Origin of the sequence: Microcoleus sp. BM001215392, from assembly GCF_036700185.1 — a bacterium.
GTDB lineage: Bacteria > Cyanobacteriota > Cyanobacteriia > Cyanobacteriales > Microcoleaceae > Microcoleus.
In genome coordinates this window covers 20,538-39,820 of sequence record NZ_JAUBOJ010000006.1, presented here as the reverse complement: position 1 = coordinate 39,820, position 19,283 = coordinate 20,538, and the positions used below count along the sequence as shown (strand labels likewise).

Annotated in this window: 20 protein-coding genes; 6 read left to right on the top strand and 14 right to left on the bottom strand. The window is 46.0% G+C overall.

The window, feature by feature from the left end:
- Window positions 1-150 precede the first annotated feature (150 nt).
- The 3 genes from rpsJ (at window position 151) to QT974_RS01510 (ending at window position 2,741) form a co-directional block, all read left to right on the top strand.
- Window positions 151-468, top strand: a complete 318-nt coding sequence (gene rpsJ / locus QT974_RS01520) for a 30S ribosomal protein S10 (protein ID WP_194011386.1) — start codon at window positions 151-153, stop codon at window positions 466-468.
- A gap of 474 nt (window positions 469-942) precedes the next feature.
- Window positions 943-1,584: an LON peptidase substrate-binding domain-containing protein gene (locus tag QT974_RS01515; protein ID WP_293122099.1), complete on the top strand. Its 642-nt coding sequence runs from the start codon at window positions 943-945 to the stop codon at window positions 1,582-1,584.
- A 218-nt stretch (window positions 1,585-1,802) separates the two neighbouring features.
- Complete coding sequence (locus tag QT974_RS01510) at window positions 1,803-2,741, top strand: PspA/IM30 family protein (protein WP_333466774.1); 939 nt, start codon at window positions 1,803-1,805, stop codon at window positions 2,739-2,741.
- Window positions 2,742-2,777: 36 nt separating this feature from the next.
- Here the strand turns inward: QT974_RS01510 and QT974_RS01505 are convergent, their stop codons facing one another.
- Both QT974_RS01505 and pheA read right to left on the bottom strand, forming a co-directional pair.
- Window positions 2,778-3,422, bottom strand: a complete 645-nt coding sequence (locus QT974_RS01505) for a pentapeptide repeat-containing protein (RefSeq protein ID WP_333466773.1) — start codon at window positions 3,420-3,422, stop codon at window positions 2,778-2,780.
- A 29-nt stretch (window positions 3,423-3,451) separates the two neighbouring features.
- Complete coding sequence (pheA, locus tag QT974_RS01500) at window positions 3,452-4,399, bottom strand: prephenate dehydratase (protein ID WP_333466772.1); 948 nt, start codon at window positions 4,397-4,399, stop codon at window positions 3,452-3,454.
- A 199-nt stretch (window positions 4,400-4,598) separates the two neighbouring features.
- On the opposite strand from pheA, the gene QT974_RS01495 reads away from it, so the two are divergent.
- The gene (locus QT974_RS01495) at window positions 4,599-5,177 is read left to right on the top strand and encodes a DUF1997 domain-containing protein (RefSeq protein ID WP_333466771.1); all 579 of its coding nucleotides are present in this window, start codon (window positions 4,599-4,601) and stop codon (window positions 5,175-5,177) included.
- Between the two features lie 144 nt (window positions 5,178-5,321).
- On the opposite strand, the gene QT974_RS01490 is transcribed toward QT974_RS01495, so the two are convergent.
- The gene (locus QT974_RS01490) at window positions 5,322-5,780 is read right to left on the bottom strand and encodes an FHA domain-containing protein (RefSeq protein ID WP_333466770.1); all 459 of its coding nucleotides are present in this window, start codon (window positions 5,778-5,780) and stop codon (window positions 5,322-5,324) included.
- Between the two features lie 248 nt (window positions 5,781-6,028).
- Here QT974_RS01490 and QT974_RS01485 point away from each other — a divergent pair, with 248 nt between their 5' ends.
- Window positions 6,029-6,160, top strand: a complete 132-nt coding sequence (locus QT974_RS01485; RefSeq protein ID WP_333466769.1) for a hypothetical protein — start codon at window positions 6,029-6,031, stop codon at window positions 6,158-6,160.
- Window positions 6,161-6,411: 251 nt separating this feature from the next.
- Here the strand turns inward: QT974_RS01485 and QT974_RS01480 are convergent, their stop codons facing one another.
- From QT974_RS01480 to pgl, 4 genes are all read right to left on the bottom strand, one after another.
- Window positions 6,412-7,152 carry a PRC-barrel domain-containing protein gene (locus QT974_RS01480; protein ID WP_333466768.1) on the bottom strand — a complete coding sequence of 247 codons (741 nt, stop codon included), beginning with the start codon at window positions 7,150-7,152 and terminating at the stop codon, window positions 6,412-6,414.
- Between the two features lie 57 nt (window positions 7,153-7,209).
- Window positions 7,210-7,710, bottom strand: a complete 501-nt coding sequence (locus QT974_RS01475; RefSeq protein ID WP_333466767.1) for an FHA domain-containing protein — start codon at window positions 7,708-7,710, stop codon at window positions 7,210-7,212.
- An 82-nt stretch (window positions 7,711-7,792) separates the two neighbouring features.
- Complete coding sequence (locus tag QT974_RS01470) at window positions 7,793-8,584, bottom strand: FHA domain-containing protein (RefSeq protein ID WP_333466766.1); 792 nt, start codon at window positions 8,582-8,584, stop codon at window positions 7,793-7,795.
- Window positions 8,585-8,788: 204 nt separating this feature from the next.
- Window positions 8,789-9,508: a 6-phosphogluconolactonase gene (gene pgl / locus QT974_RS01465; protein ID WP_333466765.1), complete on the bottom strand. Its 720-nt coding sequence runs from the start codon at window positions 9,506-9,508 to the stop codon at window positions 8,789-8,791.
- A 324-nt stretch (window positions 9,509-9,832) separates the two neighbouring features.
- Here pgl and QT974_RS01460 point away from each other — a divergent pair, with 324 nt between their 5' ends.
- A complete protein-coding gene (locus QT974_RS01460; protein WP_333466764.1) occupies window positions 9,833-11,197 on the top strand; it encodes a hypothetical protein in 1,365 nt (454 codons plus the stop codon).
- 54 nt (window positions 11,198-11,251) lie between these two features.
- Here QT974_RS01460 and QT974_RS01455 read toward each other — a convergent pair whose 3' ends face one another.
- From QT974_RS01455 to QT974_RS01425, 7 genes are all read right to left on the bottom strand, one after another.
- Window positions 11,252-12,418 carry an LptF/LptG family permease gene (locus QT974_RS01455; RefSeq protein ID WP_333466763.1) on the bottom strand — a complete coding sequence of 389 codons (1,167 nt, stop codon included), beginning with the start codon at window positions 12,416-12,418 and terminating at the stop codon, window positions 11,252-11,254.
- Window positions 12,419-12,615: 197 nt separating this feature from the next.
- Complete coding sequence (gene lptB / locus QT974_RS01450; protein ID WP_333466762.1) at window positions 12,616-13,344, bottom strand: LPS export ABC transporter ATP-binding protein; 729 nt, start codon at window positions 13,342-13,344, stop codon at window positions 12,616-12,618.
- A 171-nt stretch (window positions 13,345-13,515) separates the two neighbouring features.
- Entirely contained in the window at window positions 13,516-14,028 is a 513-nt protein-coding gene (locus QT974_RS01445; protein WP_333466788.1) for an LptA/OstA family protein, read from the bottom strand.
- Between the two features lie 370 nt (window positions 14,029-14,398).
- Window positions 14,399-14,815: a DUF309 domain-containing protein gene (locus tag QT974_RS01440; RefSeq protein WP_333466761.1), complete on the bottom strand. Its 417-nt coding sequence runs from the start codon at window positions 14,813-14,815 to the stop codon at window positions 14,399-14,401.
- 280 nt (window positions 14,816-15,095) lie between these two features.
- Window positions 15,096-15,458 carry a ferredoxin-thioredoxin reductase catalytic domain-containing protein gene (locus QT974_RS01435; RefSeq protein WP_172186333.1) on the bottom strand — a complete coding sequence of 121 codons (363 nt, stop codon included), beginning with the start codon at window positions 15,456-15,458 and terminating at the stop codon, window positions 15,096-15,098.
- A gap of 622 nt (window positions 15,459-16,080) precedes the next feature.
- Window positions 16,081-17,532 carry a DUF2079 domain-containing protein gene (locus QT974_RS01430; RefSeq protein WP_333466760.1) on the bottom strand — a complete coding sequence of 484 codons (1,452 nt, stop codon included), beginning with the start codon at window positions 17,530-17,532 and terminating at the stop codon, window positions 16,081-16,083.
- 176 nt (window positions 17,533-17,708) lie between these two features.
- Window positions 17,709-19,274, bottom strand: coding sequence for a DUF2079 domain-containing protein (locus QT974_RS01425; protein WP_333466759.1), 1,566 nt, complete (start codon window positions 19,272-19,274; stop codon window positions 17,709-17,711).
- Window positions 19,275-19,283 lie beyond the last annotated feature (9 nt).

Genomic DNA, 19,283 nt, shown 5'->3' with positions numbered 1-19,283 from the left:
AGTAGTTAGTTGTTAGTAGTTAGTAGTTAGTAGTTAGTGGTTATTGATTAAATATTCGATAACAAATGACAAGTAACAAATAACCAATAACAAATAACCAATAACAAATAACAAAAAATAAACTGAACCTAGAAAATTCAACAAAAAAAAATGGCAACAATTCCACAGCAAAAAATCCGCATCCGCCTCAAAGCTTTCGATCGCCGAATTCTCGACGCATCTTGTGAAAAGATTGTAGACACAGCAAATCGGACAGCCGCCACTGCGATCGGCCCGATTCCCCTACCGACAAAACGACGGATTTATTGCTTGCTGCGATCGCCCCACGTAGACAAAGATTCTCGCGAACACTTTGAAACCCGCACGCACCGTCGGATTATCGACATTCACCAGCCCTCCGCTAAAACAATTGACGCTTTGATGAAACTGGATTTGCCAGCCGGCGTAGATATCGAAGTCAAGCTGTAGATTGACGGATTTCAAATTCATAAACAAGGAACAATGGCAGAATACATTGTTCCTTTTTTTGTAAAAGTGCGATCGACAGTTGTCAGTTGAGCTGGGACAGTTGACAGTTGTCAGTTGTCAGTTGTCAGTTGTCAGCTCGTTCGCTTGCCCGTAGAAGGGCGAGCGGTTGTGATTAGTTTCTTAGTAAATTGGTCTAATTAACGTAATTTTTAATCTATCAGGGATAGCTAAAGAAATAGTTATTTTAAAGTAGCTATCATAGCCTTTTACATCATTATTTAAGCAAAAACATAATTTTTATCATTTTAAAGGCATGACTGCTGGTTTGAGCTGGCAGCGGTGGCTGGGAGCATTGGCTTTTGCGGTGTACCGACCGCATCCCCATTGAAAAAGCCCGATCGCTCCTGCCCCGGAATTACTCAAATCAGTTAAAGTAAGAAAAATAAGCGCAAGTACCGTCACCTTTGAGCGACAATGGCATCCTCTTCCTCCTCCGCAGTTCGCGAACTCCCCTTATTTCCGTTGCCGGAAGTGGTTCTATTTCCAGGTAGACCGCTGCCGCTGCAAATCTTCGAGTTTCGCTATCGAATCATGATGAATACGATTTTGGAGGGCGATCGTCGTTTCGGTGTGCTGATGTGGGACCCGAACCAAAACAAAGTCTCAGCCGTTGGTTGTTGCGCCGAAGTCATTCACTGTCAGCGCCTCCCGGACGATCGCATGAAAATCATGACTCTCGGACAGCAACGCTTCCGAGTCCTCGATGCCGTTCGGGAAAAACCGTATTTAGTCGGTTTAGTAGAATGGATTGAAGACGAGCCGCCTGAAAAAGACCTCCGATCTTTGGGCAAAGAAGTCGAACAACTGCTGAGAGATGTAGTTCGCCTGTCTAGCAAATTGATGGATCAGCCGATCGACCTACCAGAAGATATTCCTAGTTTGCCCACAGAACTGTCCTACTGGGTAGCCAGCTACCTTTACGGTGCAGCCACAGAACAGCAAACTCTTTTAGAATTGCAAGATACTGCTGCGAGATTGGAACGCGAAACCGAAATTTTAACTTCTACTCGCAATCACTTGGCGGCGAGGACTGTACTAAAAGATACGCTCCAATAGCCAATGGCGTGCAGGTAAAAAGTACGATCTGTTTTGCCTGCATCGAACCCAAAATTACACAGAAATCATACCATTTTCGATTTTAGATTTTCGCTTTGGAGATTAAATAATTGAGAATTAATAGATTTTATACAAAAATATCTAGGAACGGACAAGACGCCCATTCCACAAAAATAAATTTTTCTGTAGAACGGGGAAGATGCCCGTTCCAAAATTAGATGCTTGTGTCAAATAATAGCGACCAACCGAAACCATACGATGCAGTTAGAGGCGGTCAACTGCCACCTCCTGTAGGGGGTGTTGTACTCGGCGGACTAGCCGGAGTGAAACACCGACTGTCTAGTTCCGTCAGCGAACACCGGACTGCCGCGCTAAAGGAAGCCTTCAATTACGGCGATGCAGGCTTAAAAATAGTCATCAAAATTTGTCAAAGCGAAACAGGGCCAGTGCAGCGAGCGGCCTGCGATTTGGTGCGAGACAGGCTGAGTGCGATCGCCCGCGAAAAATTACAGGCTTTTGTACCTGCAAGTTTAGATTCCGAAACTGGGGCAGACAAAACTCAAAAAATCTTAAAGAATTCACCCAGTGCAATCTCAGATAAAAATAGCGATCGACAGTTATCAGAAGCACAGTTAATATTTGAGACCACCATGCAGCACATGCAACCAAATTTGTTACTTTTGGAAGCATTAGTAGCCTCTGTAGAACGCGAAGTATTTACCTGCGAATTGATGAATCTGTGGGATTTGTTAATCTTAGAAATTCAGGAACCTCTCAAGCAACTGCGCCAAGCTGTTAGCAGCGCGATTTCCGCCCAACTCCGCATTCAGTGGCAATACAATCAAGCTGAATCTCAAGCCAATCAGTGGCAGCAGCGAGCTTTGGTAGCCCTTGAAAAAGGAGACGAAAACTTGGTGCGACATGCCTGGGTTCGCAAGCAAATCGAGTTGGATAAAGTAGCAGAAGTAAAAATTGATTTAGACGACCAAACTGTGCGAGTAGAAACTCTCAACCGCAACTTGCTAGCTTTGGAAAGTAAGATTGCTGAAGCTAATTCTAAGAAAGAGATACTCAAGATGCAGCTTCATTTTGCCAAGGTACAAGAGCAAATCAACTGCACTTTTAGCCAAATGAATACCATATTTTTTAGTCCTTAGTCGTCTAATTCGGCGCGTAATTTATGTTGCCAGATATCAGATTTGTCTGATGAAAAAATGAATCGCCCGGCTTAAATCCGTTGCGTCATCACGCTTAGCGCCTTCGATATTGGCACCGCATAAAATAGCCCCGCTCAAATTAGCGCCGCGCAAGTCAGCTTCTCTCAAATCAGCGTCCTGAAGATTGGCTTCATACAACAATGCTCCTTTCAGGTTAGCCTGTTTTAAACTCGCTCCGCGCAGTTTTGCTTCAGTTAGATTTGCTTTTCTGAGGTCTGTATTGTCCAAGCAAGCATCAATCAGGTTGGCTTCTATGAGGTTTGCTCGGTACAATGAAGCCCCGGTCAAATCAACACCTATCATTTTTGTGTCGCTCAAATTGGCGTTTTTCAGGTTTGCCTGAATCATCTCAGCTCCTGTCAACCTTGAAAGAGTTAAATCAGCTTTGGTAAGGTTAGCCCCATTTAGTTGTGCCATTACCAGGCAAGCATTTTTGAGGTTTGCACCGATTAAGTTTGCCCAACTTAGGTCTGTCAAAGCTAAATTGATTTCTTTCAAAGTTGCACAGGCTAGATTAACATGAATCAGGAAAGCTTCTCGCAAAGAAGCTTCTTGCAAGTTGGTTTCATGAAAATCTCTTTCTCCGGCTGCATATCGCTTCAGAAATTCATCCGCATTCATCTGCCTAGCCTCCTAAGTTGTACCTAAGATTATACTACTGATAGTACACTGTAACAACCAAAGATTTTTAAAGTTTCCGTATGGTTTTTTAACTCTTCTAGTGCCGATCGCACTAATGTAGAACAAGCATCAGCTTCCACATCCATAAAGAAAATGTATTCTCCGAGCGATCGCTTCGTCGGGCGAGATTCAATGCGAGTTAAGTTAATACCGCGACTGGCAAATACTTGCAAAGGTTTGACCAAGGTTCCCGGCATATTTGCAGGTACGCTAAAAGCTAGTGACGTGTGGGTGCAATTGGCGGGCGCTGCATCATGATGCAAGTGAGGCGATGGTTGGGTGGCTGATGTAATTGATGAGTCGTGGGATTGTGGGGCGTTTCCGAGTTTTCCTCGATCGGAACCCAGCACCCAAAATCGAGTGTAATTGTCGGGATAATCATTAATCGGGCTGGCTAGTACGGGCAATTTGTAGAGTTCGGCGGCTCTTGGCGAAGAGATTGCCGCTATACTGCTATCTGCCAGGTACTGCAAGGCTTCGGTGGTTGAATTGGCTGGAATCAACTCAGCCCCCGGGATAAACTCGGCCAACCACAACTGACACTGAGCTAAGGCTTGCGGATGAGAGTAAATTTTTTTAATTTCGTTAAAACTTGGAGCATTTGACAGCAGGGCGTGGGAAATCGGTAAAACCAAGGCGTGTTTAATTCGCAGTGAATCCAGCCGCCACAGCGTATCTAGGGTGACAGTCACGCTCCCTTCTATGGAATTTTCTACAGGCACAATTGAACAATCAACCAGTCCGGAGGCGGATGCCTCTAGTGCCTGAGAAATGGTGGAATAAGGATACAGGGTGCATTCAAAGTTAGTTTCCAGGCTCAACCAACTGACATAAGCCTGAGCCGCTGTTTCTGCATTAGTACCAACAGGGCCGAGATGTGCGATCCTCTTCGAGGGCTTCGCTAACGAAATTTTCATAATAATCGGTAATTTTGCGTTACAAATGTTTGCTTTACTCTCATCAGCAGGCAAGTATGATGAAAAAATTAGTGATTTCCCGAAAGCTTTTATCCATTATTTGTCGGATGACACTACCCCAGTGCGCGAGTGATGTCACCTTAAAAAAGTGATAGTTTATTAAGATATGCTTAGGAATCCTATATATTGATATCTTCTCATGTATACCCACTTTCATGCTTCCCAATCCGTTGAGATCGCCGTACCAGACGAACGGGTTCCCATTCAACATTATCTGCGCCAGCCGAGGCGACTGGTAAACGCTCTGGTCGATCGCACTCGGACAGAGCAACTGAGCGATGATTGTTTTCGTCTGAAAATGCGACCGTTACAATTTATGATGCTGAGCATTCAACCCACCGTAGACATGAGGGTGTGGGCGCAGTCGGACGGCACGATCGAGCTCGAATCGGTGGGCTGCGAAATCCTTGGGGTAGATTATATAAACGATCGCTTTGCTCTCAATCTGAAAGGACAACTTGCTGCACACCAAAAAGGCCCGATAACGTATCTGAAGGGAAAAGCCGATTTGGAAGTGCAAGTAGAGTTACCGCCGCCCTTTTGGCTGACGCCCAAACCGATTTTAGAAGCCACCGGCAACGGCTTGCTCAAGAGCGTGCTTTTGGGCGTCAAACAGCGGTTGATGTACCAATTGCTCTTAGACTACCGCCGCTGGGCTAGCAGCGAAACAGAGGTAATATCGAGCGATATCCCCCAAATATTATCCCTAGAAGGGTGAGTTCCTACGAGAGAATCTGTTAATTAATTTAGAGATTTATTTGCAAAAAAATGTGTTCAATCGATCGCCTATTAGTCGGAGATTAAATTAGTGCACCCTGAACTTTGTGTGAGCTATCCTAGAGGCAGAAGAGATAGCGGTGGATCAGTCAAGATCGATGTGAGTCTGCGCTCCATCTTCATCGTCTGAGACGATGGCGCCAGCCACAGACCAAGCAGTTAATTTATCTTCTGAAACTTCGTCCTTTTGGCCGGCGAGTTCGCGGTGCGGTGACCGAGATATTTTGGCCGGTTGCAGATTTGTCGCCCCTACCCGAATCCTGATTTTTGGCCCGGAATTGCCCAAGCGAATCGTCATCCCGTCCGCTACTGATACCTGAGCGATGGGTCTATCATCTACATAAGTGCCATTAGCACCAAAATTAATAATTTCCCAGCCATAAGGATGATTCCACAACTCAACGTGGTGGCGGGAAACTACAGCGCTGTAAATAATTACATCATTGTCGTTAGAGCGACCGATCCGAACCACCGATTCAGATTCAAAACACCAACTCTGAACCGGGACAGACTGGATAGGATGTAGCAGAGTTAAAGTAATCACTGATATTTTGACACTCCCCCGGAAGACCAAAAAGGGGAGGCTTCCAGCTCAAATTTTGGGGATAAAACAGCCAAAAAATTTATGCTTAAAGGCTTGGTTAGTGCGCTGCGAATCCCTGGCTCTGTCGCTAACAAAGTTGAACTTTTAGCTATTTGAGGAAACAACACAAATTTTTGATTGTGTTCTTTCGGTGCCGGTGCAAATTTCGTCTCTCCTAGATAACAACCAAACACGATAGTATTAATCTGGTGAAGGCAGTAATTGATAGCGGTGTGAACCGCTCGATTGTATGGGCGGGAGCTTCGCTGTGGATGATTCGAGTTGTCGATCGAGCCAAGGTGAACCATCTGCCAATTGCTGTTGGCCCAGACAGAATGTAAGCAATTATTAATGCCGGGGCTTCTATATAAAATCCGAGTTGGTTGTATCAAACAGCATAGGTCTTTTGTGGTTGCTAACATTTTCCTTATTCATTCGATACCTTTAAAATACAATGCTTTGAGCAGCACTGGACGTAAGGATCGAGAAAGCCTCAATGAACTGCACTCCCGTACATATAGATTTTCCGGGGGCGTGCCGCCCCAAAATGCGATCGATAATTAGTCGCTTTCTCGATCCAGAAGGTCGCGCTTCAGAACAAATCCGACTCCGGCGGCTGCGGGGGCGACTCGGGCTCTCGAGATTCCTGAGTTTGTCGCTGCTTCAATTGGGCAACTTTTTCTTGAGCTGCATCCCTGACTTCTAGAGCTTTATCTTGGAGTTTTTCTGCTAGATTTTGAGCGTTTCGCTTGACACCTGCGACATTTTTGAGAGTTCTGTCCAAATCTTCGTGGAAAAACTCTGCTACGTGACCGACTTTTTTGTGAAGTCCCTCCGCGTACTCCACAGGCTCCGATACAGCAGCTTCAGAGACGATCGCGCGCTTGCTGCCGATCGTCGAAATAGCTGCCACGGGCAGTAAGTAGATCCCGTCTAAAACGCCCCGCCAGCCGCTCGATTTAAACAGGTAGTGAATGACCGAACCAGTCCGGGCATCAAATAGGTAGTCAACCACCGTACCTGCTTTATTTGCAGCGTCTGTGAGCACCTCAAGACCGATCGGACAAACAGCTTGTTCCGGCTTTGACAATTCCGGCAGTTCCGGGTTAATGGTGACAAAAACATTTTCGCCTATGGTATCTACTTGCGCCCAAGCGAACCAAGTTTTTTTGCTGCCCAAAAGTCCCGATTTGCAAGTAAAGCCGATCGCCCGTTGGGAGCTGATATCGAGCCAAAGCCGATCTACCCTACCAACCTCTTGGGCGGTGCGGCGGTCTATCGTGAGGCGGCCATGCAGTTCGCTGCGCTTGACAATCTGTTGTGATGTACTCATAAATAAACTCCTGAGTGCCGCCTGCTAGAAAAATTTCGATCGTCCAAAGCTGCCGATTTAATATTCTTCTTCTGATTCTTCCGAATAATGGCGATTGCTTTCTGCCTCCGTTAAATCTTCTTCTTCCCTAGAAGTGCCAACTTCTTTTTGATCGGAAATCGGAATCGTGCTAATCTGAGCGCCCTCCAAGGGAGCGTGAATTGCTTTAGCATCCCTTGGCTTGACGCTAGCAAGCCCTAACTGTACAGAGGACTGATTCGGGCTGACATTGATTTGAATTTTCGGGCCCGAGCGAGCCAAGTGAACGATCAGACCGTCCACAACGGGAACCTTAGCGATCGGCTTACCATCGAGGTAAGTGCCGTTGGTACCTAAATTAATTAGTTCCCAAGTTATGCCGCTGCGGCGCAATTCGATGTGGCGACGAGAAACCACAGCGCTAAACAGAACGACGTGGTTTTCTGTCGATCGCCCGATCCGGACGACCTGTTCGTCTTCAAAGATCCAACTGCGGACGGGTATAGACTGGAGTGGATGTAGCAAGGTCAGCTTAATCACATTGGCAGCATTGAGTTTTGGTAGAGCGCCTCAAGATGCGATTTTAGATTTTAGACTTTCGATCGCCCAATCCAAACTCGCTCTAAGAGATTTGAAATAGAAATGTAACCAGGTCTCCTTTGCCTAGAGAGATACGGTCTCCCGGTCGCAACCGGTGTCGGTTGCCCTTGGGCAGAGGAGTATTGTTGACGTAAGTGCCGTTGGAACTGCCTACATCTTCTAGGTAGCAAGCATCTCCCTCCACCCGGAGATTTGCGTGTACCCGAGAAACAATCTCAGAATTTGCAAATCCCGAAACATCAATATCCGGCGGCACTAAATCATTGGGCTTGCCGATATGAATCACAGACAGATTGTGAGGCAATTCGATCGGCGTATTTGTCTGAACGTGTATCAGGCGCGACGACTGCTGTTGCAGTTGAGTTTTTGCCACACTTGGTGGCGGGCTGCCGATTGTTGGGGGAGATGTATTTACTGCTGTTGCCGCCGATTCAGTTGTAACAGGAACCGAGGGCAACGGCGGGGGTTCTGCGATTGTAGGAATGCTGGCAGGAGTTTTTTCCAAATTCGGCCCCTGACTTGGGGCAACCACTGTTTCCAGTGCCATCATGGGTTCGGTTGTCGCGGGTTCCGGCATCGGTGGCGATACCACTGTCGGGCCCACAGTCGAGACAGAAGGTACAGTCACCTCAACTTCTGGAACTATGGAACCCGGACGCAAATTAAAGCCGCACTGACCGCAAAATGCTGCATCTGTCTGAACCGCAGCACCGCAGTTCGAGCAACTTGCGGTAAGTGGTAAAGGCGTGTAGCAAGACTCACACTGGCTGGCCCCGTCGGGGTTCTGGTGATTGCAATTGGGACAGACAATCATCGATTTCTCCTTGAAGAAGGCCTTCTTTTCAAATCAGCCTCATAAAAATACTCGTGTATATGGTCAAATTTTAACTTTAACCGCCACAATTCTCATATTGCTTCGCTCATACTAGCAAGTGAGCTCGCGCCGTGACATTCGGGGTTAAAGGAAAGATTGAATTAGTGATAGTGCTAGCTGTGCGAACCCGAGAGGCTGTTGAGGCTATTTTAGGGCGGAGCCAGCGAGCGCATCCAGCAGCCACCAAAGTTCGCCTTCTGGTTGAACGAGTCTGGCCGGATAGGTCATGTCGTCGGCTGCGGGGGCAAAAATTTGAGCCAGGGCTGGTTGTTTGCTGGCTCCTGCCACCATAAATATGACGCACCGGGCGCGGTTGATTAAGGGGACTGTAAAGGTGATGCGGGGTTGACCGTCTTTGTTGCCGACAGTTACTAGAGCCGATCGGACTTGCAACGCTGCTGTGCCGGGAAATAGAGAGGCTGTGTGGGCGTCGTCTCCTATGCCCAAGAGAATGATGTCGAAAGCAGGAACTTCGCCGTCGGATATTTTGAAGAATTGCTGCAACTGAGTTTGGTGGGCCCTACAGTCGGCTGCGGGGTCGCCTGCGCCTGTGGGCATGGCGTGGATGTTGCTGGCGGGGATGTTTACTCGATCGAGCCACGCCAGGCGCGCCATTTTTTGATTGCTGTCCGGGTGTTCTGGGGCAACGTAGCGTTCATCGCCCCAAAAAACGTGAATTTTTTCCCAAGGCAAGTCTTGGGTACAGAGCGCTCGGTAGAGTGGTTCGGGTGTACTTCCGCCCGCTAAGGCGATCGTACAGAGTCCCCGTTCTGCGATCGCTGCTGTGATTTTCGACAGGACAACCGCGAGCGAGCGCTCTATTAGTTCTTCCCGACTTCCTAATACTTCTACTACTTTTTTCATCAAATTCCTCTCAAGTTTCCTTGGGTATTGTGCTCAACAATTGCCAATTTTTCCTTGACATTTTGCTGAGCGGTCGATCGAGCGGCTCCCCGGCAGACTGAACACTGCCTCTGGTGAGATTTTATCATTCCTATGGCCGCTTTATTTTAGCTGGCAACACATATTTCTACCAGTGTTCGATATAGCTTCACCTGTTCGATATATCTGTAGCAACCTTTCATGAAAAACCCGCTAGCGCTTACCTCAGGACAGCAAAAATAATTTAGATTGATGTGGTAGACTATGAAAAATAGTTTTAAGTCCGCACAGGATGGAAGGAAAACTATGTCGAGTTTCAAACGATTCCCTACATCTGTCCGCTATCTGATTGCACGGTTGCGCCACTGGACACAACCGGCGGTTTGGGCTCCCCTAGCCGTACTCTGTGGGGGAGGCTTATTTATCTGGGAGGTCTCCGTACATCCAGAAAGGTTGAGCGTAGATGGCGAAGAAGTAGCAGCCTCAAAAAAACAAGATTCGCTGCCGGGGCTTTCTGCTGAAGATAGCGCCATTGCTGCTGAAATCGACAGCTTGCCCGTGCTAGTCAATCAGTTGAATAGCTCTAATTCGGAACAGAACTTGTTAAATTTAGCAACAGTCAAAGGCAAAGGTTTATTCAACGAAATTCGCACTGGCAGCTTGGAAATTCCGCAGCGACCTTCAGCGCCCAAGCCAGCGGCAACCAACACATTTGTATCGCTGCAAAATTTACAAAATTCTGCGGTTGGCACACTCAACAATAATTCGCCAAATTCCAGCTTGCCAAGTTTAAACGCGACATCCGCTTTGAGTCCACCTAGCGACAGCGGGTTGAGTTGGGGAAACAAAACGATCGCCGAGTCGGAAAATACACCGACAGCAAGTTTACCGCAAGCATCGCTCGGCCCTAGTTCGGGGAAACAAAACGACAATCCTCTGCCTTTGAGTCCGCTGCAAGCAGCTATGAAAAAATACGTCGCTGGTAACACTCCGACAACGGCGACTTCTAGTCAAAAAACGGCAAACTCGGCTAAATTGCTCGATCGACCCGCTGCCACGGATACTCCCGCAAATCCGGCAAACTTGCTCCCAACGACCGCTACAGCTCAAGGGAAAGCAAATCCTGTGAATGTTCCGGCAGCACTTTTGCAACTTCCAGCTCAGACAAATACAATTATCAACGAATCTCAACAATTCTTAAACCCGGCAGCTACAGCCCCTGAATCATTTGCCGGGTTAAATTCCCGAGTACCGAGCCTCCCGGAAATTAATACTGCACCTGCGGCTGTGGCTGTGCCAAAAAATCCGTACCAAACTAATTTATCCGGCTCCGGCTTAGTACCGGAAGTTCAAACTGTGGGGCTTCCTGTCGCCACGCCAGCCCCAATACCGCTAGTACCCAATGTCCGTCAATCGGCTTTTCCTAGCGCCATCGCCGAAAGCAAGATCGTTAACCCCCAATTCTCTCCCAATTCAGCGAATTCTCAATTTCAACAAACTCAACCGAACCAGTTTAACTTGCCAACTCAGCCTAGCTTTGGTGTGGTTCCTCAAAACACAAATAATCAGACCCAGCAGCAAATTCAACCCGAACCTGTTCCTAGTCCCCGCTCCCTGACTCCGGGACGCTACCTCGGCGGTGGCGAAATCAATACTTTTGGTAATCCATAAAGGATGGAATGGAAGTTTGACAACGGATTTAACCGATTTGAGAAAGGCTATAAACTACCTAGACGCTGCCCGTCCTAACAACAATCCACCGATTCCCAAGCCAAAGGCGATCGGCAGCCAAGCCGACAGAATCGGTGTCAAAACAGCTTTGACGCCCATAGAACTGGTGATGAAAGAAAATACATAGTAAGTGAAAATCACCACTACGCTAATACCAAAACTTGTTCCTTTGCCCGATCGCCGCGGTTGAGTTCCCAAAGCTGCTCCCACTAAACCAAATACCAAGCACACGAACGGAAAAGCATATTTTTCTTGAATTCTCACCCGTAGTTTGCGAATTTGCGGTACATCGCCGCTGTTTTTAATAATTTCCAAACGCTCTAAAGCTTGAGCAATGTTCATTTCCTTGAAATCTCGGACTCTGGCAGCTAAATCTAAGGGCGTGCGGGGGAGTTGCAACTGCTGGTGTTGAAACCTAACTATATTGCGGTAAGAGCCGTCTGGAGCGACTATATAAGCAGTGCCGTTGAAAAAATCCCAGGTGTTTTCTGAGGGATTCCAAGTCGCTGATTCTGAAGAAACGATTTGATTGAGGCCAGGGGCGGAGCGATCGATAATTGTTAAACCTTTCATTTGCTGGCCGTCAAACTGTTCTGCATAAAAAAAGCGGGACAGGATTTCTTCACCGCCTTTTTCTGGTTTGCGAAATTCAGTGTAGATAATATTTCGATCTTGAAATGTCGGTTTTTCTCGCTTGAGGGCTCTGTCTAAAGTTAAAGTAGCTCTGTAGCTGGCGGCGGGTACGACTAACTCTTGTAAAGCAAAGGTGAAGCCGGCAACGATTAAACTCATAATCACTGCGGGCATTATCAATCGGTAAACGCTAACTCCGCAACTCCGCAGGGCGATAAGTTCGCTGTCGCTGGAAAGTCGGCTGTAGCTCATTAAGGTTGCTAGCAGCATTGACATGGGAAAAGCTAATACCACAAAGTAGGGAATTTGCAGCAGGAAAATTTCGAGGGCAGCGCCGTAGGGGAGTCCTGATTCTGCTACTCTGCGGACTAATTCAAATAAGGCTCCCACGGTGACGGCGACGGATGTAAATAGTCCGACGCCAAACAGAAATGGGCCGAGTAGTTCTTTGGTAATGTACCAGTCCATTACTGAGATTCTCGGCAGCCAGTTGAGGGGGTTGAAGGATTTGGACATTGCTATTTTCATAGTTGCGCGTTCTCGCTGATTGCTCCTTAATCTAAAGTAGGAATTACGCAGGGTTAGTCAGACAACCGGGTTTTTTAGGAAAAGACTCGTCGCAGTCGGCAGATTGAGTAAAAAACCCGGTTTCTTTGGTTTGATGCCTCCTGGACTTTAAAAGTTAAATTCTCAATTCTCAAATTCTGCTTTTTGCTGTCCAAAGACTATCGCACGAAGTTGTCGCCTAAGTAATACTGCCGCACTAAAGGGTTGCTGTAGAGTTCTTCTTCAGCCCCGGAGGCTAAAATTTGGCCGTCTCGCATGATGTAGGCTCGATCGGTAATTTCGAGGGTTTCTCGCACGTTGTGATCGGTGATCAGGATGCCGATTTTACGATCGCGCAGTTTAGCAATAATAGTCTGAATTTCGTCAACTGCGATCGGATCGACGCCTGCAAACGGTTCGTCTAAAAATAGGAACATCGGCCCGTCTCGCCCAGCAGCTAAGGCTCTTGCCAGTTCAGTCCGCCGTCTTTCTCCCCCGGAAATTTGAATTCCCAAACTGGATGCGATTTTTTGTAACCGAAATTCTTGCAGCAGAAAATCGACTCGCTCTTTCCATTCCCCACAAGGCACTTGAGTTTGTTCTAGCACTAGCAAAATGTTGTCGCGTACCGTCATGTTGCGAAAAATGCTGGCTTCTTGAGCGAGATAGCCTATTCCCAGCTCTGCTCGTTTGTGCATCGGCAATTTAGTGATGTCTAAATCGTTGAGCCAAACAGTCCCTTGATTGGGTTTTTCTAATCCGGTTGCTATGTAAAATGTTGTGGTTTTCCCTGCACCGTTGGGGCCGAGGAGTCCTACAATTTCTCCTTGGGCTACTGAAAGGTTGACGCGACTAACTACATTGCGTTTTCCGTAGGATTTGTGAATATTTTCGAGTACAATTTTCATGCTCGCTGAGGCAAATTCTACCAGCTAAATTTTAGACTGCGGGTTTGTGCGATCGCGTTTGAAGTTTACATTCTACCTTTTCAAACTTTTTACTATTTAAAAGACGAAATTTCGCATCTATCTCAAGTAGTATCTTTTTGCCGATGCGAAATTTTGCTGCTACCGGGGGTGTTACTTAGGAGCTGTTCGAGGACGGGCGGGCGGTTTAACAGCGGGATTTGGATTAACTGGGGCTGGTTTGGGCCCGATCGCGTTTTGGGCTGCTGAATCTTGTTCCGGGGCAACCAGATAGACCGATTCTACCTGTCCTGGATTGTCTGGGAGGGCGATAAACCGACCTTCATCGATCAAGTATGTAATGGTTTCGCCGCGCAGGCTGTTGCCCTGCTGCAAGACGTACACGTCGCCGCTGAGAATGATCCGGCGCTCGCGGCTGAAGTATTGAGCTTGAGCTGCGGTGGCTTGTATTTGGCGGGCTGGATAGTTGATTTGGACGTTGCCGCGGGCTGTCACGATGCCTGTTTTCGAGTCAGCTTCTTGAACGTCCGATCGCACGGAAAGAGTGCGGGGCGGGGCAGCCTGGGGGTAGGTAGGAGAGGCGATCGCGCCAGCCAGAGTCAGCGGCAAAAGCAGCGATAATCCTTGGAATATGCGGGAGTTGAGTAGTTTAGCGGAGGGCATCATAGCTTGGCAAGCCTCAAAATTTTTGAAATTGCTGAAGGGCATTATCTCACCCCTGATTTTTCTCTAGGGAGATTAGCTCCACCACACCCGATCGGTTAGGTATTTTATTTTAACGGCCGTGAAAAAGTCCGGTGAGGTCGATCGACCTGCCGGAGAGCGTCAACCACTTATACTAGCAAGACAACAGCCATTTTCACGAGGTGTTTGGCCGATTTACAGTTTGAGCGTGCGGACGGAAGTTTTGTCTAGCCCTGTTTGAGGGTGCGGACGGAAGTTTTATCTAGCCCGACTTTTACTCAACCAGAAATTGCATTGCTTACGACAAAAAATAATCATATAAAGCCCGTGCAATAATTTTATGATGTAATTTTTACGAGCTTGAAACCTGTTCTAATTTCAAAATGTATGGCAATTGCAAGCCTGCAACATCTGTACCTGCGAACAACGGTATAAAATTAATTACTGATTCCGGCCCAGCTTGTTGCAAAGCGCTCAAAAGTTTAGCAGCTTGTCCGAGCAAGTCTTTAACAGCAATTCCAGCATAACTCGGCTGATAATAACTGAGCCGATTTATACCTTCTCCCAGCAAGATTACGGCACCGCGCCAGTTTTGATTGCTTAAGTGATAAAGCGCGACAGAAATTTGCAATATTCCCTGATAAAACTTTTTTTCCGGCTCGCCCGCTTCCATCCACAAAGCCTCTAAAGTATCGTGACAAGCGTAAAAATCTTGGCTGTTAAACTGTTCGATACCTTGCCAAAACTCGATCGGCATTTCCTCTGTCATTCGATTGGAGATTAGGATTTTTTGATTTGGGATTCGTGTTTGAGTAGGCGGCGCTCGTTTTTGTTAATAGCTAAGTCTTAAAAACAGGAAAAATTAATACCTCTTTTCACAACAGCTACCAATTTTACCACAAATAATTGGTTTAAAGCCCAAAGCCCGAGCGGGAGAAATTAAAAGAAGACTATTCATTACTCCAATACTCTTCCTTTCAGGTAGAGGTCGCTCTTAACTGTCCCAGATTAACTGTCAACTGTCAACTGAAGACCGCCTACTTAACAAATTACATAGTATCTCTGACAGCTTGAATCTGATCCATGCCAATTTCCTGATTAGTTCCAGCAAAATCGTTATCTGGCGTCAGAAATAACATACAGTGACATTCTTTCCGCTCGCGCATGGGAATGCAAGGACAGTTCCAGTAGGCGGCTTTGACTTCGGCTTCTTTATCTTCGTAATGGCGACAAGGGCATAAGGGAGCGCCTAGTTCATCTTTGTGCTTTGCTAGTCCTTCTATAACTACAGCAGTCACTGAAGGTTCGGAACAAAAGTAAGTTCCGGTGCGCTTGGCGTAGGTTTCGGAGAAATTCTTCATCGCCTCCAAAGTTTTTTCGTTGGAGAGTTTAGATTTTTCTGTTGTGTTCATAGTTTAGGATCGGAGTTGAGGATGCTACGAGCTTTTGACAATTGTACCCCAGAATGTGATTTTAAACACTTCTATATTTCTCTTTACTTACCAAGAGTAAAACCTTGACAAAACTTGAGTTTTAGGTTGTCGGTTTTTTAGTGATTTTTCCGTATCCCCGACGGTTGAGGAAACTCGCGGCTGACCCGGTTTTTGGAGTCGGCCAAAGATTTTGGCGATCGCCAGCCCTGAAAAATCATTCCTCAAAGGGGATATAAATAAAATAGAATATCACACTGTTGTGCGTATTTTTGGCATCTGATGGCAATTTCCCTGCACCCCACCCGTACCAAAAAAGCTGCTTCCTCGGGGCTGATTTGGCCGGCTGACACCGAGTTAGCCGGCTGAGTGTTTGAATTGACTCCGCGCACTGTTAGCTATCTGTAGGTGCAGTATGCTGTGGATTTGCACGCTTGGTTTTGGTATCAAATACAGAATTTGGTAAAAAATCCGGTTTCTTTAGTCGCCCTGCGGTAAGTCCCAATCAAATTTATTTGTGAATGAGGTTTGTTTTACGAACCGCGTTGGCGCAGCCTGCGCGAAGCGCTTAGGCGCTTTTATCCGCCAAGGAAGAGATGATGATTTATTTTTTAGGTTTTTGAGTAAATAGATAAATATCATCCCGCTGATATTTGAGTGTAAATTGGGGATTTTTGGCGAGTTTAGTTATGAGGTTTTGCACAAAAGCTCGATCGCTCATCCAGCCAGGATACCGCAAATTCAGCAAGACATACTCAAATTCTGCGAGATTTGCCGGAGGCGCGTGAGCCTGAGTTAATTGTACGACAGGGCGGTGCGTTAAGTGCGGAGCAATGTGAGAAGTTGTTAAAAGACTGCCTTTTGTGTTGACGAGAGCGATCGCTTCTTTGGTAGCTGGGAAAGTGTCGAAGGAATCTAAATAAATAGTCCAAAAATAGCCGTATTTCGCTAAAGCTAAAAATCCAATCAACGACCAAATTACAATTAGTTTTGGCAATTGACTATCGGGAATTTGCAATTTTTCAAATATTGTCTTTCTCCCTTGCTGATTCCTATCTGCCAAACTGGAGATTACGACTACCAACAAAAACGGGAGTATCGGCAGAGAATATTGATGGATTAAATCTCGCTGAGCCGGAATATCGGAAAGAATATTCATTGCCAACATCGGCACCGCGCTAATTAAAGGTGTCAGATGCCGCGGCGAAATCCACCAAATTACAGGCAATAGTAATAATGCTAAATATTCAAAAGTGTCACCCGAAAACAAACGCCCTAAAATTAGATTTGGTTTCAAGATTAAATTAACAGCAATTTCTAAAACAGAATGACCTAAATATCCATACCGCCCGATTCCCGCGTGTTCTCTTCCCTGATTGAAATAAGGTATCACAGCCTGAGTAACTACCAGGAACCAACCCGCGCCGAGAAATAGAGCTATCAGCCCGAAATTGCGTTTTTTGTCAAAACACAACAACCACAATCCCATCGCCGCCACAGTTAAAGATAGCACGGCTTTGCAGCTCAAAACTAAGATGATGGCAGCACAAAACCACAGGATTTTATTCAGCCGCGCCGCTAGGATTGCGGCTAACAATGCTGGTAAAGCAATTACTTCGGGGTGGAAGTCGAAGAGGTTGACATTGAAGACTAATGGATAGAGGAGGTACATACAGGCGATCGCCCGAGATATGCTATTATTTAATCCGGCTTGAAGCGCCAAACTCCAAACTGGCAAAGCACCGGATGCTAGAGCAACTGCTTGCACTAACAACAGCCAATGAACCTGGGGATATATTTTGTACAATAAAGCCACCGGATACATCACCCCAGCGGCGTGATTTCCCAGGTGGTGAATTTCGAGAAATGAGGAAAACGGCGTTTGTCCTTGACTGATGAGATAGGCTACTTGATCGTAAATTCCGAGTTCAAAGGCGTTAGATTGAAGCAGGGCGTGGCGTACGCTGCTGCACAGGAAAAATATTAGGACAGCAAGGGCGATTTTCCAAATTACGGGATGATGTTTTAGATATTTTAAATAATTAGATTTATTCATTGTTAGTTACTACTCATACCAATTATCAAAAATCCTACATTAGCCGTAGGGTGTGTATACTGCGATAAATCTCTGCCTAAAAATCGACTTTTCGAGTAGCGACGCACCAGCACTGTTCAAAAACTCTTGTCAAAAAATCCCAGCATATATTGTAACAACAATTGTTACCAATAATATTATTTAGTGATTTTCTGGAACAACAAAACATCATCTTGCTGGTAGCTGATTTTAAACCCAGGAGATTGTTTAAGTTGAGCGGCGACACTGACAGCAGTATCAGCAGTATCGTGCCAAGGATGGCGGAGATTTAGCAACACATACTCAAATTCATTCAAACTTTCTCCGTTAGCAACTTGATGCAGCAATTTAAGTTTTAAACGGTGAGCTAGATGAGGTGCAATAGAATTATCTGTTAAAACATTTCCTTTAGTTTTGACTCTATGAATAGCCTGTCGCGTCGCTTGCCAAGTATCGAGAGATTCTAAATAAACTGTCCAAAAATAGCCGTACTTTGCCAAAATCAAGAAAGTAAAAAGCGACCACAAAATCAGCAATTTTGAGAAATGGGCAAACAGCAATTTTCCACCTCTCCAACTGCGGTTAATCCAAATGCGGTGAGTCCAGATATGTTTAACATATTTAAGAGAAATACGTTTTGATACTCGATTCCAAATTCGGGGCATTGAGTTACGGCGATTCCACAGATAATTAGCTGCATTTTTCCAGAAATTGCTGTTTCTTTTCTGTCTGTCTGCGAGTGTAGAAATTACAGCAGTTAATAAAAACGGAAATATCGGCACAGAATACTGGTGAATCAAATCTCGCTGAGCTTCAATATCCGAAAGAATATTCATCAGTAGCATGGGTAAAGCAGCAATTAACGGCGACAGGTGGCGCGGGGAAACCCACCAGATTGCAGGCAAAAATAACAAAATCAAATATCCCACAGTATCGGCAGAAATCAGCCGCCCCGCTACTAAATGCGGTTTGAGAATTAAATTAAGCACTATTTCAAAAACCGAGTTTCCTAAATATTGATATCGCCCGACACCTGCGTGTTGTTTACCTTGATTAAAATAGGGGATGAGTGCTTGAGTTGCGATCAAAAACCAAGCCGCGCCGAGAAATATAGCGATGATTCCGCACCTGCGTGTTTTCTCAAAGAATAATAGCCAAACGCCCATCATCACAACTGTCAAAGATAGGACTGCTTTGCAGCTTAAAATTAATATAACGGCGGCACAAAACCACAATATTTTATCAAGTCTCGCGGCTAAGATTGCTGCTAAGATTGCGGGTAAGGCAATTACTTCGGGGTGGAAGTCAAAAAGATTGACGTTAAATACTGCGGGATAAAGCAGGTAAACTGCTGCAATTGCGATCGCCTTTGGTTCGTTTAATCCCGCTTGACGTGCTAAACTCCAACTAGGCCAAGCACCTAACGCTAGGGCGAAAGCTTGCACGAATAACAGCCAGTGTACATCGGGATATATTTTGTAAAGTAAAGCCAGAGGATAGAAAATAAATGCCGCGTGATCGCCTAAAATGTTGATAGCCATTAACGAGGAAAATGGCGTTTGATTTTGAGATATTAAGTAAATTGCTTGGTCAAAAATGGCTAAGTCGTATGCAGTTGAATGAAACAATGCGTGTCTCGCGCTGCTGGCGGCAAACATGATCAGCGTTGCTGCACCTATCATCCATGCTACAGGGTGAATTGTTTTCTGTTTTAAATCGATCATTTTAACTTT